Annotated in this window: 14 protein-coding genes and 1 pseudogene; all 15 read right to left on the bottom strand. The window is 56.9% G+C overall.

Features of this window, described 5'->3' with window-relative positions; genetic code table 11:
- Positions 1–12 precede the first annotated feature (12 nt).
- The 15 genes and pseudogenes from G7047_RS30550 to G7047_RS30480 all read right to left on the bottom strand — a co-directional run bounded on the left by G7047_RS30550 (position 13) and on the right by G7047_RS30480 (position 14,456).
- Positions 13–1,314, bottom strand: coding sequence for a Y-family DNA polymerase (locus G7047_RS30550; RefSeq protein ID WP_166312455.1), 1,302 nt, complete (start codon positions 1,312–1,314; stop codon positions 13–15).
- A gap of 11 nt (positions 1,315–1,325) precedes the next feature.
- Positions 1,326–1,535 (bottom strand): LexA family transcriptional regulator, encoded by a 210-nt coding sequence (locus tag G7047_RS30545; RefSeq protein WP_166312454.1) that lies wholly within the window; start codon positions 1,533–1,535, stop codon positions 1,326–1,328.
- Positions 1,536–1,544: 9 nt separating this feature from the next.
- A pseudogene (locus G7047_RS30540) lies at positions 1,545–3,052 on the bottom strand (IS66 family transposase).
- A 71-nt stretch (positions 3,053–3,123) separates the two neighbouring features.
- Positions 3,124–3,411: an IS66 family insertion sequence element accessory protein TnpB gene (gene tnpB / locus G7047_RS30535; RefSeq protein WP_166312453.1), complete on the bottom strand. Its 288-nt coding sequence runs from the start codon at positions 3,409–3,411 to the stop codon at positions 3,124–3,126.
- A 40-nt stretch (positions 3,412–3,451) separates the two neighbouring features.
- A complete protein-coding gene (locus G7047_RS30530; protein WP_082759168.1) occupies positions 3,452–4,000 on the bottom strand; it encodes a transposase in 549 nt (182 codons plus the stop codon).
- Complete coding sequence (locus G7047_RS30525; protein ID WP_166312452.1) at positions 3,924–5,030, bottom strand: hypothetical protein; 1,107 nt, start codon at positions 5,028–5,030, stop codon at positions 3,924–3,926. Before G7047_RS30525 ends, G7047_RS30530 begins: the two co-directional genes overlap by 77 nt.
- Positions 5,031–5,041: 11 nt before the next feature.
- Entirely contained in the window at positions 5,042–6,109 is a 1,068-nt protein-coding gene (locus G7047_RS30520; protein ID WP_240939621.1) for a TraU family protein, read from the bottom strand.
- Positions 6,110–6,194: 85 nt separating this feature from the next.
- The gene (locus G7047_RS30515; RefSeq protein ID WP_240939620.1) at positions 6,195–7,385 is read right to left on the bottom strand and encodes a TrbC family F-type conjugative pilus assembly protein; all 1,191 of its coding nucleotides are present in this window, start codon (positions 7,383–7,385) and stop codon (positions 6,195–6,197) included.
- On the bottom strand, positions 7,363–7,938 hold the full coding sequence (gene lepB, locus G7047_RS30510; RefSeq protein WP_240939619.1) for a signal peptidase I: 576 nt from the start codon (positions 7,936–7,938) through the stop codon (positions 7,363–7,365). The genes G7047_RS30515 and lepB overlap by 23 nt, the downstream gene beginning before the upstream one ends.
- Positions 7,939–7,950: 12 nt before the next feature.
- Positions 7,951–8,439, bottom strand: coding sequence for a TrbI F-type domain-containing protein (locus G7047_RS30505; RefSeq protein ID WP_166312450.1), 489 nt, complete (start codon positions 8,437–8,439; stop codon positions 7,951–7,953).
- 3 nt (positions 8,440–8,442) lie between these two features.
- Positions 8,443–10,890, bottom strand: coding sequence for a type IV secretion system protein TraC (traC, locus tag G7047_RS30500; protein WP_240939618.1), 2,448 nt, complete (start codon positions 10,888–10,890; stop codon positions 8,443–8,445).
- Between the two features lie 25 nt (positions 10,891–10,915).
- Positions 10,916–11,263 carry a TraA family conjugative transfer protein gene (gene traA / locus G7047_RS30495; RefSeq protein WP_166312449.1) on the bottom strand — a complete coding sequence of 116 codons (348 nt, stop codon included), beginning with the start codon at positions 11,261–11,263 and terminating at the stop codon, positions 10,916–10,918.
- Between the two features lie 29 nt (positions 11,264–11,292).
- Positions 11,293–11,799: a type IV conjugative transfer system lipoprotein TraV gene (traV, locus tag G7047_RS30490; protein WP_166312448.1), complete on the bottom strand. Its 507-nt coding sequence runs from the start codon at positions 11,797–11,799 to the stop codon at positions 11,293–11,295.
- Between the two features lie 15 nt (positions 11,800–11,814).
- Positions 11,815–13,317: a TrbI/VirB10 family protein gene (locus tag G7047_RS30485; RefSeq protein ID WP_166312447.1), complete on the bottom strand. Its 1,503-nt coding sequence runs from the start codon at positions 13,315–13,317 to the stop codon at positions 11,815–11,817.
- Complete coding sequence (locus tag G7047_RS30480; RefSeq protein ID WP_166312446.1) at positions 13,314–14,456, bottom strand: type-F conjugative transfer system secretin TraK; 1,143 nt, start codon at positions 14,454–14,456, stop codon at positions 13,314–13,316. Before G7047_RS30480 ends, G7047_RS30485 begins: the two co-directional genes overlap by 4 nt.
- Between the last annotated feature and the right edge of the window lies 1 nt (position 14,457).

The following is a 14,457-nucleotide window of genomic DNA, read 5'->3' as shown; positions in this document are numbered from 1 at the left end:
TTCCTTGTTTCGTCAAGCACGAACAATTGGAACCTCATTCAGCCTGGTCGTGTAGCGTGGGGTCCTCCGCTCCTGTTTCATGCGCCAGCCATCTGGATCCACATGCTCAAAGCCACTGCTACCTACCCTGAGCGTACCTTTTCCATACCGTCGATTCAGGTGGTCCACCGCCTCCATCAGAGGGCTTTGGTCATGGTACGGAAGAAACTCAGCCAGCATGTCATCTTGCATCGAGTGGCCGCTGGCCAGATCTAGCAACATGACCCCTGCTTTTGAGAGCTGATGGCCTGGTTGAAATATTGACCTCAGCCCCTTGACTGCAGCGCCTACAAGGATCCGCGTGTCTGAAGTTGATGGCTGCAGGGTGACTGTTGCACTTTTTGAGAACCTTGGGCCAGGCCGAAACGGGCTTGTATGCGCGAATACCAGAATAGCTCCTGCACGTAGACCTTGAGAGCGAAGCTTTTCGCCAGCTCGCGAAGCAAACTCACTGACAGCCTCGGTGAGTGGATCGAGCGTCGAGATTGGATGTCCGAAACTTCGCGTGCAAGCAATCTGCTTTTTAGGAGGGGGGGCCTGCTCTATCGATATGCAGCTGACGCCCTGTAACTCTCTGACAGTCCTCTCTAGCACCACACTCCACTGAGTACGAGCGATCGAAGTAGGCATGTGTGCGAGGTCCAAGGCCGTCAGAATGCCACGTTCAGCCAGTTGCAGACTAATCCGCTTACCAACGCCCCAGATGTCACCTGCCGGCGTCCTTCGCAAGATGTCTTCTTGCATTCGCGCGTCCATCTCTTGCCAGTTGCACACTCGGACGAATTCGGCTGGGTAGCTACCAGGTTTTCTCTCAGCATCCTTGGCCACTTTATTGCAGAGCTTACTGATGGTTTTGGTCGGGCCCAAACCAACACAGCATGGAATTCCAACCCACTGCTCAATCCGCGCCCGCACTGCCCACGCCCGCTGCGTCAAATTTCTGATCCCATCCAAGCCACCAATGAAACTTTCATCTATTGAGTAGACCTCCTGAATTGGTCCCAGCCCCGCAGCCAAACTCATCATCCGATCGCTCAGATCGCCATAGAGCTCGAAGTTCGCGGACAAGCATACCAACCCTTTGTGCGCGATCAATGGTTTGAGCTGAAAGAGCGGTTGTCCCATCTTGACTCCAAGGGCCTTCGCCTCTTCGGAGCGCGAAATTGTGCAGCCATCGTTATTGCTGGCCACGATGACTGGCTGGCCTTTGAGAGCACACCTGAATGCCTGCTCAGCCGATGTGTAGAAATTGTTTCCATCGATTAAGGCGAACATCGGCTGGCCATCTACACGAAGGTTTTCACGCTGTTGCGAACAACGCCCCAAATTTTGAGTTCCTGCGGCTCCTTGGGAACGATGTCAGGAAACGCCTGATTTCCTGACTTGAGCTTGACTACGCCCTTGCTGTTGAAGAACTGCTTGAGCGTGAACTCTCCGTCGAGCTCCGCTATCAGTAAGCGCACGGCAAACCCATGTTGACCGCCGATGGCGACCATTGCTGACGATCAGATGTCAGTGGGCTGCCAGCGGTGCGGCAAGAGCTCGTCGATACGGCTGGCCTTGTGCGTGGGCAGCCTTGTGAGCACGTCCTGGAGGTAGGCATAGGGGTCATGCCCGTTCATGCGCGCCGACTGCACCAGGCTCATCACCGCCGCCGCCCGCTGGCCCGCGCGCAGGCTGCCGGCGAACAGCCAATTGGCTCTGCCAATGGCAATGGGCCGGATCTGGTTCTCGATCCAGTTGTTGTCCACGGGCAGTTGCCCGTCATCGACGAAGCGTGTCAACGCCGTCCAGCGCCTGAGGCTGTAATCCAGGGCCTTGGCCGTTGCTGAGCTATCGGGCAGTTTCTGCCGCTGCAATGTCATCCACTGGTGCAACGCATCCAGGATCGGCTTGGTGTGCTGCTGACGAATGGCTTTGCGTTGATCGGCGTTCAGTTCCTTGACCTCGCGCTCGATGTCATAGACCTTGGCGAATTGCTCCAGCGCGAACCCGGCAAGCTGGCTTTTGTTCGCCGCATGGAGGTCAAAGAGTTTGCGCCGGGCATGCGCCAGGCAGCCCACCTCGGTCACGCCACTGGCAATCAGGGCCTTGTAGCCGGCGAAGTCGTCGCAAACCAGTGCCCCTTCCAGTCGCCCAGGAAGTTGCGGGCATGCTCGCCAGCCCTGGACTCGCAGAAGTCATACACCACGGCTTTCATGTCTTCGAACGCCCCTGGCGCGTAGGCCCACAGGTAGGCGCGATGCGTCGCTCCCTTGCCAGGTTTGAGCATTTGCACTGGCGTCTCGTCGGCGTGCAGCACACGGTGGCCGAGTATTTCCGCCTTGAGCGCATCGACTAGCGGCTGCAGCCGCACGCCGCAGGTGCCTACCCACTGCGCCAGAGTCGAGCGAGGAATGGCCAGACCGGCGCGCGCAAAGATGCTTTCCTGACGGTACAGCGGCAAGTGGTCCGCGTATTTGGCCACCAGCACCTGGGCCAGCAGGCCGGTGGTGGGGATGCCTTTGTCGATCACATGCGCTTCAACCGGCGCCTGGGTGATGGTCTCGCATTGGGCGCAGGCCCACTTGCCACGGATGTGACGCTCCACCGTGAACACGCCGGGCACATAGTCGAGCTTTTCGGCCACGTCTTCGCCGATGCGTTTCATCTGACAGCCGCACTGGCAGGTGGTCGAATCGGGCTCGTGGCGGATCTCGCGGCGCGGCAGATTGGCCGGCAGCGGCTGGCGTTTGGGCTGTTGTTTGGCTTGCGGGGCAGCGGCCGCAGGCTGCAGCTGCTCGATCTCCAAGCAGACAGCCGCCAAGTCGGCCTCGATCTCGTCTTCGAGCAAGCTGCGCTGCTCGGCGTTGAAGCGCTCGGACTGTGCGGCGAACTTCATGCGTTTCAAGAGCGCATTCTCGTGGGTGAGCTTGGCGTTGAGCGCCTGGCTGTGGCGTAGTTCTGTGAGCAGCCGCGTGGTCATCTCGCGCAGCTGCTCGGCGCTCAGATCATCCAGGAATTGCGGCTGCATCAACATGACAGGCAGTGTGCCAAGCATGGCACTGCGCTGCCATGCGCAGATCCACCGATTGCGCGCCGGCTTCAGACCATGGTGATAATGCCGGCGTTTCCCATGCGTTGCCAGGGTAGGCCCAGCACCAGGGCGTCAAGCTGGACAGGCTCCAACTGCCACTGCTCATCGCCTGGCGTCGGCCAGACGAACTTGCCCTGGTGCAGGCGGCGAGCGGCCAGCCAGATGCCTATGCCGTCGTGCACCAGCACCTTGATGCGGTTGGCGCGTCTGTTGGCGAACAGGTAGGCATGGTGAGGGTGGGCGGCGCCGAAGACGGCGACTACGCGGGCCAGCGCCGTGTCGGTGCCGGCGCGCATGTCCAGCGGGCCGTGGCAAGCCAGGCAGCGTCGATACGGATCATTGCCGCAGCACCTGCAACAAACCCTGCAATGCGCGGGAACACTCGCCAGCAGCGGCCAGCGGCCAATTGACCGTCACGAGGGTGCCGTGATGACAGCACTCGATGCGGATGTCTGATGAGCAAGCTGCCGATGCAGCACTTGGGGCAGCTTGTACACCCGCTGCCTGAGGCCCCATCACCGGCGAGCCCAGCGCCACCGCGATGAAGGCGGGCACGGGGTTGGACGGCACCGGATGAGCCTGATGCGCTGGGGCACAAACAGCCTGTGCATTGGCCATTGGCTCAGCCGCTGCATCGGCGCAGTGTGGGGCGATGCCGGACGCATCAGCATGCGCGGTATCGCAGGCGCTCTGGTGCTGGCCCAGACGATGCTCCTTGAGCCAGCGATGCAGCACGTTGGCATTCATGCCATGTTCACGCGCTGTGGCGGCAATTGATGCGCCGGGCTGCTGGCACGCAGCGATCAGTTCAGCCTTGAATTGCGCGCTGTAGACCCGGCGCGTGCGGGGGACACAGGAGCGCGAATGGGGAATCTCTTGAGACATGGTGTGCACGATGGTTTACGTGGACACGATGGTGCTTGCAATTGCTCATTCGGGGTAGATGGGTTGGCCGGACGGATACATTTAGCGGTTCAGTGTATGGCGTGTAGGTATAGCGAATGGCGTAGGAGTCATCCACGATGTCCCAATACACGGTGGAAGCGGCACCCAGGGTCGGCACCAACCAGTTGACGTTCCCACGCTTGTAGGTCGTAGGTGTCGTTATGGTCTTGTACTCAACTGGGTTCGTTCCGGTAATCGGCTCTTTCGTCACGTCGAAAAACTCGACCTTGAGAATGCGATGCTCCGGGGAGTTTGGCGCAAGGTCGATGTTCTGCAGTGACTTCATGACGAAGTCTGTTTTTCTGCAGCCATCACGGCGCATGTTCTTGCGTGCCTTCTCTGCAATCGCCTTGGTATTCGAGGGATTGTTGAACATGTCAGCCCCAAGATTGTGGAGCCGCTGCACCTCATCTTGCCGGAAGCCTGGCATGACCTGGTTGATGTTCACCCGATTTCCGGATGTGTCGTTCACACCGGGTTCAGCTCGGGTATTAACGGTTGCCGTTGTGCCTGCATCGGCGCGTGGATAGACGGCCATTCCGACATTGCTACCGGCCTGGGCACCCGAGACGATTTCTTGTCGTGACTTAGGAGGTGCCGCTTTTGCAGCTGCGGCTGCAGCTCGCGCGGCTTCGTTTGGGTCAGCGATGATCTTGGGGCTGCGAACTTCAGTGCCATCGTCAATGATCTTCGGGCCCCGAAGAGGCGAGTTGTCCTTGTACTGGCCATTGAGAAGCCTGGAAGCCCGCTTGTTGATAAGCGTGTTGCTGGTCGCATCATCAGCGCGCATCTGCTGCGCGGAATCTTTCAGCTCCGTAGTCGTAGGGGTAGTTGGAAACCCCTGTGCAAAGCTGTTGAGCGATGTCAGAGGCATGCCAAGGATCGCCCATGCAAGCATGAGGCGACCACCAAACATGAGTGCTTTGTTTCGGCGCGGCAGGGTATCGTAATCTTCGGTATTCGCGTACATGTCGTACCTCTTCAATCCGGTGTAATGCCGAAGCAGCAATCGGTCCACTGGAACAACAAATACGAGTGGTCCTCACCAGTCGCGGGAACATCGCGCCACATTCCCCACGCAGCAGTCGAGGAGCCTGTTGAGTGCGTGCACGAGCTGAACCTGGATGGCGGGTTCACTTCTGTGACCTGAGAACTGCTCTGCGTAGGTGGCCCAGCTTCAGGGGCGCGACCACTGGTCTCAGGTGAGGGAGCAAGAAACTGCCAGCGATACGCATCCTTTCGGATGATGAAGCGCGGATGTCGCTCGCATAGATTGTCATTTCCGATGGTCTCATTGAGCATGCCCAGCCGGTGCAACAATGACACCCCACGCATGGCAGTGAGACTCGTGAACCCAACAGGGTCAATCATTCGACCGTTGCCATTGCCATAGAAGCCCGTGATGGGATAGACAGGACCCCAGCCCCCAGCCACCCAGAACAAGCTGTTCATAGGGCTTCCAGCAGTCGATGCCGCTGTATCCACTGGCAGTGCAAACAGTGAGGTGACTCCGGTGAAGAGCATCATCTCCGGATTGATGAATGTCGTGTATCTGCCCAGTACATCATTCCAGTTGGGGAACATTGGGCTTGCCTGCAGAAGATCGAACTCAGTCATGCCATCTGCTGGGCATGCGCCATCGTCGATCAACCGCAGCATGTAGATGATCGGAAACGTATAGAGCGCCCAGTTTGCAAAGGCCTCATGCCGGTCACTTCGCCCCATGTTCGCGCCACCATTGAGGAAGGACATATCGCCAAGTGGCAACTCAATCCCACCCAACGACGGCAGGCAAAATGGCTGTCGCGTCACATCCATGATCTTGGATGGGGCCCAAAAGCCAAGGGTGAAGCCGAGACGCGGCAATTTGCCTTCCTTGAGATCACCGCCGCACGCGCAAATGATCTTGTTGCTCGCGTCAGTCGGGACACCACTTTTGCCGCTCATGAACGTGGCACCCATCAGGCGAAATGGAAACATACCCGACCAGCACACGTCCTTAAACATGGTCTCCAGCGGGCTGTAGCTGTTGCACACCAGCTTCATCATCTTGGAGTCCTGGGCGTGAGCCCCGCCCATGCACAACATGAGAGCACATGCCAGCAGAATTGACTTGACCAATTTGCGCATCCGTTTATTCCTTGTTGGTCTGCGGATCGAAATACCGAAGGCGCAATCGCACACCCTCTTGCTCTACGATTGCCGGTACCGCCTCAAGTCCAAATCGCTCGCTAAGGCGCTGCATCATCGGGAATACGGGCCGCTTGAGCTTTCGCGAGAGCTCGGATGTCACCGGCATGCGTGGCGATTTGACTTGAACATCAGTCCCCACAATGAACAGATCTGCAGACGCGAATTCGGGCTTCCTGAGCCAGCTCTGCACGAGGCGGATCTGCCTTTCATCAGAGGCATCGAAAACGATGACAGGCACCTGCAGGCGCGTGTACTCCAATAGCCTGAAGGTCTGCCCTGCCCTGGCCAATGTGATTTCTCCAGCACCGTTTGGACCAGGTGAGGTGATGTCATGCGGTGCAGTGAATGTCGGCTCGAAATATGCTGTGATATCTCGGTTGGTCGTAGGCAAATCAAACCCGGGTTTGAGATTCGCCGCAATGCGCGAACGAGCTCTGTCGAGAACAGGTTGCCATTCGAAATTTTGGGCGCGCGCCTCGATCACGCTCAGGATGTCTGGTTCCTTGATTGCGTAGGACTCACCAGCGTTGTATGCGCCCTTTTTCTTGGCGTACTCTCTGGCGGTCTCCAGACTTGCTGTTCCATTGATCTGGTACCACTTGTTGTTGTCCTTGACCAGGTACACAGGCACCGTAGTGATGTTGTAGGTGCGGAACGCATTCGGATCCACTTCCACCACAACATCATCGTTGTAGGGATCTGGCAGCAGTTTTCGGAATTTGTTGAGCAGCTTTCCGAGCTTCTGAGGTTCAAAGCCTCTCACTACAAAACGGATTTTTCCCGGCTTGTCATCAAGGGCCTGCTTGAAGAGTTGGCGAAGGACCCCTTCAGGCATCCCCTCCGAGATGAACACCTGCATCTCGAAATCCATTTCACCAGGATCTTTACTTGAGACACGCCCCTCCTGCATGAACTTGTTCTTGACATCGTTCATCCATGGCGTGGCTGTGCCTTGCGGATTGCTGATACCGAAGTCACGCAGGGTGCCTTGAGGTGCGTTTTGAAGCTGCAGGGGCTGTGCAGCCGTAGCTGGGAGATTGTTCAGCCAGGGTGCGCGAGAATCAGCTGCATCGGCAGCACTGGCCACACCACCGACAACATGAAATGCGCTAAAAAAGAGGAGTTGCGCCACCAATGATCGATTCACGATTTACAGGCCCCCAGTAACGAGAATCAAGACTCTCTTGCGTTGTTCCCATGAGAAAAATCTGACCATCCTTGAGCGTGTACTCAGCATCGAAGTCACCGGACTTTTTTCCCGGCAGGCTCTTGGCCAACCAAAGGCGATCGGTGTGCTTTCCGTTGATCCACAGTTCGGTGCCTTGGATCCGGATGTGGTCCCCTGCCACTGCAAAGACTTCCTTGACGATCCTGTCTCCAGGCCGAGCACCGATGTGAAGCCCGGAATCAGGCATGCTGGCCACAATCACATCACCGACCTGCGGTGGACGCGGCAATCCCTTGTGCCAGAGGTACACCAGTGAAGGCATGCAGGCAGGTTCACCAATCAGGCGCTGCACATCAATTCCGATGCGAAGGCCTGTGAGCTTCATCCCCAGCACCAGCCCGCCCAACAGCAGGACCAGCCAGACGAATGACCAAAGTGAGTAACGGAGGAATCGGCGTATCCAGCCCCTTTTGACGGGTTCACCGGCCATCTCAAGGGTAGGTGTAGTCGCGGACATGTGACCTCCCCTTTACTTCTTGCCGCTTGGCTTGAGCAAACCATCGGCGATCAGCTCCGAGCGGAACTGATCCGTGTAATCAGGTACGTCTGCCGGGGCGGCGATCACAGCTTCCGCTCGCATGATCACCTTGCCTTCAGCGGCGCGCGCTTTGAGCTTTTCAAGGAGTGCTGCAGTGAACGCTGAACTGCGCTTCGGCATCTCTTCCACAGCCAGCTCGCCGGAAGAAACCTGCGCACTCAAACTCACGATCTGCTCACGCACCAAAGCATCGAACTGAATTGTTGCAACGGGAAGATCTCCTGAAGCACCGCTCAGCCCCAACGTCTTCGGCAGGTACTTGATGGCACCAAGAGATACAACGAGGGCCACGACAGCCATAACCGCGATATCGCCCAGCATGCCTACGATACCGGTGGAGTCTTTGGCGGCAGCGGCTGGCGCTGGGGCAGCTTCAGGACTCTCTTCCGAAGGCTTGATATTGGAAATTTCTTTGCTCATGATTTATCCGTACTTGGCGATGTAATCGTCAATGGCCTCGACTGGCTCAACACCATCTTCCATTGCGTCAATGACCTCATTGCGCTCCTTCCCACTTGTAGAGAAGAGCACCCCAGTGAAGCGATCAACGATCAAACGCGAGATGCCCAGCTGCCCGTTCGTGTAAATCATCACTTCGGAGTACTTGCCAGGCACCGAGTGAACGGAGCGCAGCTGGTAGAAGCCATACTCACCCAGCGACAGATAACCGGCCTCTTGCACCTGGTCGACGACCTCCGCCTCCTGGCGAAGAATGAATTTGAATGCGCTGTTCGCGGCAATCGCTTTGCCTGCATCGTTTTTGTACAGGTCAGCGATAGATTGGGTAACGATGATGGCCGAGCCCATGTACTTACGGAAGCGGCGGTATGCATGCTCCATGAAGCGGCTCACCATCGGATCATCGAGCAGGTCCCAAGCTTCATCAATGATGAGCACCTTTGGACGACCATCCTCTGACAGGTACATCTCATGCTGAATCGCAGCAATGATCTGCATGAGAACCACTTGCTGCAGGGTTTTCTTGCCCTTCAGCTCTTCGAGTTCCAGCACCACAAGATCGCGGTCCATGTCCAGGTTGGCTTTGCCATTGAACCAGTACCCCTCAGAGCCGTGCTCAGTGAATCTGTACAGCATGTTGCCGATATCAGAGACACGCTGATCATCCTGACCAAGCAGATAGTTTGCGACATCGGTGATCGTGGAAGCTGTGCCTTTGTTGCCCCAGACGGCCTTGATCGCCTCTTCAAGTCGAGAGCGCCGATAGTCATCAAGGCCATCCTCAGGAGCAGCCATTTTTTCGATGATGGCCTGTATCAACCCCACTTCCTCATCGATGTTTTCGACGTTCGTGAACGGGTTCAAACACAGCCCCGAATCGTTCCCAAACTCAATGAACATGCCCGCCATGATCTTGGCGAGCTTGTAGTAGGAGCGACCCACATCGATCACCCATACCTTGGCCCCCATCGACAGGTACTCAGTGACGAGCATCTGGGTGAAGAAACTCTTGCCGGAGCCTGCAGCCGCGAACACGACTCCATTCATGTTGGTGGATGTGTCGTACAGATCGAGCGCCATGAGCTGCCCTCGCCTGCTCTGAAGCAACATGCCATGCCCTTTGTCGGGCATCGGCATCGCCGATGAGGTTCCCTTCCATTCCCCCAACAGCGGCGCAAAGGTCATCGCCTGCTCGACAGCCAGTGTCTTGAAGCGGAATGTATTTTTAATGCTCTCCACCGTTGGGAAGAGCGGGAAAGAGTTCCAGAACTGTGGCCACAGGATGTACTTCTCCTCTCCCATGGCGAAGTCGAAGGACTGCAGATAGGTCCTGAGCGTGGCCATCTGGCGAGAGACCTCATCACGCTCTTTACCGTAGACAGTCAAAGTGAGAGTGCCTTCCACCACCGTGGCACCCTGCTCCATAGCATTGACCAGCACGTCCATCCCCTGCTTCTTAAAAAACAGCTTTGGAACGAACTTGGGCAGCGGCCCGAATGCTTGATAGTTGATCAGCCCTGCTTTTTGCTTCATCGCGCTTGTTTTTTGGTACTGCGCGGGGTAATGCAGGGTGAGGTTGATGTGGTATGGCAGCTTGATCTGATTGTTCGCCCCCAGGGGATCCCCAATCATGTATGCCATCAGGGACATGGCATTCTTCTTTGGCCAGCGCCCTACGCTCAGCATCTGAGCGAGCGTGCCGTCAGAGAACTCCAAAGCGTCTTTGCGCACTTCGATACTTTCACCTGGCACAAAGACTTGGTGCTTGAGCAGCTGATCGTCCCTTACCGGATCAATCTTCTGCTCATCGTATGGGTGGGTCAGTCGGTATGCGATGCGAAGGTATTCCTCGCGGTTGACCCGTCGTGTGAACAATCCAATCGCCTGCAGAGACTCGCTGAGCTTCGCGCCGGATTCAGCAACGGTCTCAACATCTTCAGGTTTGGGTTCGAGGCCCGCATACGGAATTTTTAAAGAAACCACGATCGTGCGATCGTGGATCTTGACTCCGGTTGTTGGGCTGTTGGACTCGAATCTCGCCTTGGATAGAAACTCCAGGCGACGTTGATAGAACGTTTCGAGTGCCTTGCGCGCTTGCGGGCTTTGAATCCGGTCGATGCCGTTTTCGCGCCTGTAGCGGTAGTTGACGAGCATGCTGTCAATATCAGGCATCCCCAGCAGGGATATCTGGATAAACGAACCTGCAGGGAGCGACAGCGAAAAAGCCCCTTTGAGCATTTCCGCTGTCGTGTCGTCAGCGCCATTCACCGGATTACCCGTGTAGCACACCCCAATGTATCCGTCATCGCAAAGGAAGACTCCCGTCTCCTCATCGTATGCGTTCACTGGAATGAACTCATCTGGCAAGCTGCGCGCAGCTGCTTGCTGCATCGCTTGGTGAATAGCCGACATTCTTTCCCCTTAGGACGTTGCAAACTCAGATCATGTTGGTGACGCGAACACCAGTGGAGATCACGCCATCGATGACGCCTGGGCCGAAACCGGCGGTCAGAGCCATAGCGATGCCCACCACAGCGGCGATCACGGATTGCTTGATCACGCCGACGCCCAGGCCCACCAGCAGAGCTGCAACGCCCAGCACCTTGCCCAGCGTGCCGTTGGCCCAGCCTGTCAGCTGGTCATAGACCTGCGTGAATTCGGTACCGCCAGCACCGGCCATTGCCTGCATGGGAATGATGATTGCCACAGCAAGCAGCAGAGCCACTTGAGCCTTGTTGGACAGAGCAGCCGATTGGTTGCCAGCCGTTTGGTTGATGGAGTTCATGGAAAGGTCCTTTCTAGGGTTAAAGAAAACTAACGCGGGAAAAATGAAGGCGGCAATCCTTGATGACGCACTTCTTGTTCGCCAAAACTCCAGCGTTTTGGCGTAACTTCGGTGAAGACGTAGCCTGACCAATTCAGGCTGTCACTCGAATCTCTCCAAGGTGAAATCCAGATCCGCATGACTTGGCTGGGCTCACGCAAAGGACGAGCTGGTGGGGCTGCAGCAGTCACCATGCTGGCCTCAGGCGTCATCTGGGTGAGATCCAGGCGGAGCGCTGGAACATTTCCAGCTTGATCCTTGCCGGAGCTGGAAGACTTGACGTTAGATTTCGCCCACCCTTCCGGGGTACGTCCTTTCGATACGCCTGCAGGGGCGCCGTTTGTCTGGTCGTACACCTCAAGGGGTGTTGGGCAGTTGTTGCTTCGATCGCAGTTGAAATCAGAGCTACCGCCAGCGTTGAGCAGCGAGCCGCAGCCGGTAATTGCAAAGCTGGCCAGGAGCGGCACCAGCCGCATAAAAGTTTGTGGAATCTTCATGATCAATTCACCTAATCACCAGCCCAGGCCGTTGCTGAAATTCGCCGAGGGAGAGGTACCGCCCCGCTGGCCAGACACGGCGCTATTCACGTGTTGAGACATGGCTTGCGGAACGCCTGCGCCAATCGTCCGGGGTAGATCCTCCAGGGAGTCACCTGAGTCCTCGGACTGATGGCTTGACTGCTGGCCATGCGCTGCGGCAGGACTGCGCTGGCGCACATTCGGATCGGCAATGCGTTGCAGGCTTGTGGAGCCCTTCAGGGGAAGTTGGGTTCCACGGGTAATGATCAAAGTGACGACCTCACCAGCAGGTACTTCCACGACAGGGAATGTCTCTTTGGCCATGTCCAAGTAGAACTTGGCGATCATGTTGGTGGATGAGGCGATACCACCAGCCAGGCCCGATTGCCCGATGGACGAAAGTGAATCGGACTGGTACAGGTTTCGATCCTGTGTCGGATCGATGTTGAGCGATGGGACACGCGATCGATTGAGCGCCTGGCCCAGCCCCCCCAACGTACCCGCGAGCAACGAGCGGGCAATCATCTGGCCCTGCTTAGATACCAAGCGTCCTGGTATGCCCACCTTTCCGTCGGTGCCAACGATGTAGGCCTCGATCTTGTTCTCGATGACCTTCCCATCCGAACGCACACAAGAGAGTGCCTCTGTTCTCATCATTGCGCGCTCGGAAGACAACTGCCCGTAGCCAGATGCGATGGCAAAGCACTCACGCACGTCAATCGACGCGAAATTTGGCAGCAATGCTTCTCGCTTCACGCGGATAACCACTGGCGTGGGATTCTTCTGTGCTACAGATGAGGTCGGCGCATCCAAACCATTGAGCAACACGCCTGTGAACATGGATCCACTAGGAATGAAAGCCGAGTCACGCTTATCAGCTTTCGCCGCCGTTTGAGGCTTGTTCAACTTGGTGTCGGCTTGCGACCCGTCGAGGACTCCACTTTCATTGATCAAGCGGATGGTTTTCTTGGGTGGCGCAGCTGGCGCGGCGTCCTGAGGCATACCGCTATCAGCAGTTGCTGTGGCTGGCAGTGCGGGCGTAGGAGGAGCTGCAGGCGTTGGTGGTGGAGGAAGGTCCTTGGGCTTGTTTGCCGGAGCGTCGAACACACTGGCTGCATCGGGCAAGCTTGGCAAAGGATCCTTCGATTGCTTTGAGGAATCCTTTCCGCCATCGCCAAAGGCATCGAGCGTTGGATCTGCATCGTGCTTCTGCCGCTTTTGCGCCTCCTCAAGCCAACGCTCGAACTTTGCCTTCATATCGGCCTGCCCCTTTTCGAGGGAGTCAATACGCGTGGCCACTTGCTCTACACCAGTGGTGCGAGCAGGTGTTACCACGGTCACTTCAGGCTTTGAAGCGCGTGGTGAACGGTTAGATTTTCCATTTGTGAGCGATGTAAGAACCCAGCTCACAGCGATCACAAAGACGATCGAACCAATGACCAACACATTCCTGCGCTGTTTAGGCGGCAGGTTGTTGAGCTTCTGGATAAGACTCATTGGCCCTCCCATTGCAACGAAGCGGGAGACTCAGGTTTGTCGGCCATGATGAACACATAGCCACTCCCCTCAGGCGTCAAGGATTGCGAGGGGAAGAAGCTCACTGCCTTCACCCCTTTGCGGTAGAAAGCGGTTTCGACCAGATCGATTGGTTCAGTCCCCTTGTTGGTGATGACATAGCGATAGATGTCAACGACCGATCCGGTGAAGGCGACTTCCGGCACCACTTCAATCGTTCCCAGACGAGCAATACCGCCTTCCAGAGGCACTGGGTTGAACCCGTTTATTTTTCCGCGCACAGCCTGAGTCATCAGAGTGCGCACATAGCCGGTGTAATCACTTGCACGGGGCTGAGCAATCTCGCCCTCTTCGGGCGTAGCTGCAGCGAGCGCAAGATTCTGCGTAGCGCGGAGATCTTCCAGTTTGACGATGATCGACTGACCAGGAATGTCGTATGCAGGCACAACCGTCAGCGAGATCGTTTGGCCGGTGTTCACCTCATCCACGATGTACAGCCCAATGGGCGTCTCGCCCGCAGGCATGAAGTACACATCGCTGCCGATCACCTTCACGGTCGACCCGGACTCATCGACCACTACCGGCTTCACGAATGGAGTAGCAATTCGATTGAGAAGCCTTCCCGAGAGGCGCACGATCTCATTGACACCATTGCGCGTATGCAGAACGAAGGGCTTGAGCGAAGGATCATCCTTCTTCAGGCCCGGGAGATTCATGTCCCGCTGAATCGAATCCAGTCCGACCCCACCAGCGCGCTGAGCACTCAGCACTGATGACTTGAGATCACCTGGAGCTTTGCCAAGTGGTCCTTCAGGAAGCGTGATCTTGGGGGCTGTAGCGACGGACTTGCTGGAGCCGGTGCCTGGGCGCTCCACAAATCGCGATGCAGGATTGGCAGATGTACCCGCAGTTGAAGCGGCAATTTGCGAAATAGGCTTCGGATCGAGATCCACTGCAGCGCCAGCAACGTTCAGCGCTACAGGTTTGGAAAGCTCTGCCTTGATGGCCCGTTTGTGCGCGTCTGCAGCTACTGGCTGGGTGCCCGCGTCCTGTGCGGATACCGCGCCAGCAAACAGCAAAGACACAAGGACACAGAGCGTGTTCTTTTTCATACCGAGCATG

The organism is Diaphorobacter sp. HDW4A, from assembly GCF_011305995.1.
Lineage (GTDB): Bacteria > Pseudomonadota > Gammaproteobacteria > Burkholderiales > Burkholderiaceae_C > Diaphorobacter_A.
This window is presented reverse-complemented; position numbering and strand designations above follow the sequence as displayed.

Excerpts from the sequence above, each read along its gene's own strand:
- G7047_RS30550 (WP_166312455.1), bottom strand. The coding sequence starts at position 1,314 with ATGTTCGCCTTAATCGATGGAAACAATTTCTACACATCGGCTGAGCAG.
- G7047_RS30545 (WP_166312454.1), bottom strand. The coding sequence starts at position 1,535 with ATGGTCGCCATCGGCGGTCAACATGGGTTTGCCGTGCGCTTACTGATA.
- tnpB (WP_166312453.1), bottom strand. The coding sequence starts at position 3,411 with ATGCGCGCCGGCACCGACACGGCGCTGGCCCGCGTAGTCGCCGTCTTC.
- G7047_RS30530 (WP_082759168.1), bottom strand. The coding sequence starts at position 4,000 with ATGTCTCAAGAGATTCCCCATTCGCGCTCCTGTGTCCCCCGCACGCGC.
- G7047_RS30525 (WP_166312452.1), bottom strand. The coding sequence starts at position 5,030 with ATGTACGCGAATACCGAAGATTACGATACCCTGCCGCGCCGAAACAAA.
- G7047_RS30520 (WP_240939621.1), bottom strand. The coding sequence starts at position 6,109 with ATGATGAAGCTGGTGTGCAACAGCTACAGCCCGCTGGAGACCATGTTT.
- lepB (WP_240939619.1), bottom strand. The coding sequence starts at position 7,938 with ATGTCCGCGACTACACCTACCCTTGAGATGGCCGGTGAACCCGTCAAA.
- G7047_RS30505 (WP_166312450.1), bottom strand. The coding sequence starts at position 8,439 with ATGAGCAAAGAAATTTCCAATATCAAGCCTTCGGAAGAGAGTCCTGAA.
- traC (WP_240939618.1), bottom strand. The coding sequence starts at position 10,890 with ATGTCGGCTATTCACCAAGCGATGCAGCAAGCAGCTGCGCGCAGCTTG.
- traA (WP_166312449.1), bottom strand. The coding sequence starts at position 11,263 with ATGAACTCCATCAACCAAACGGCTGGCAACCAATCGGCTGCTCTGTCC.
- traV (WP_166312448.1), bottom strand. The coding sequence starts at position 11,799 with ATGAAGATTCCACAAACTTTTATGCGGCTGGTGCCGCTCCTGGCCAGC.
- G7047_RS30485 (WP_166312447.1), bottom strand. The coding sequence starts at position 13,317 with ATGAGTCTTATCCAGAAGCTCAACAACCTGCCGCCTAAACAGCGCAGG.
- G7047_RS30480 (WP_166312446.1), bottom strand. The coding sequence starts at position 14,456 with ATGCTCGGTATGAAAAAGAACACGCTCTGTGTCCTTGTGTCTTTGCTG.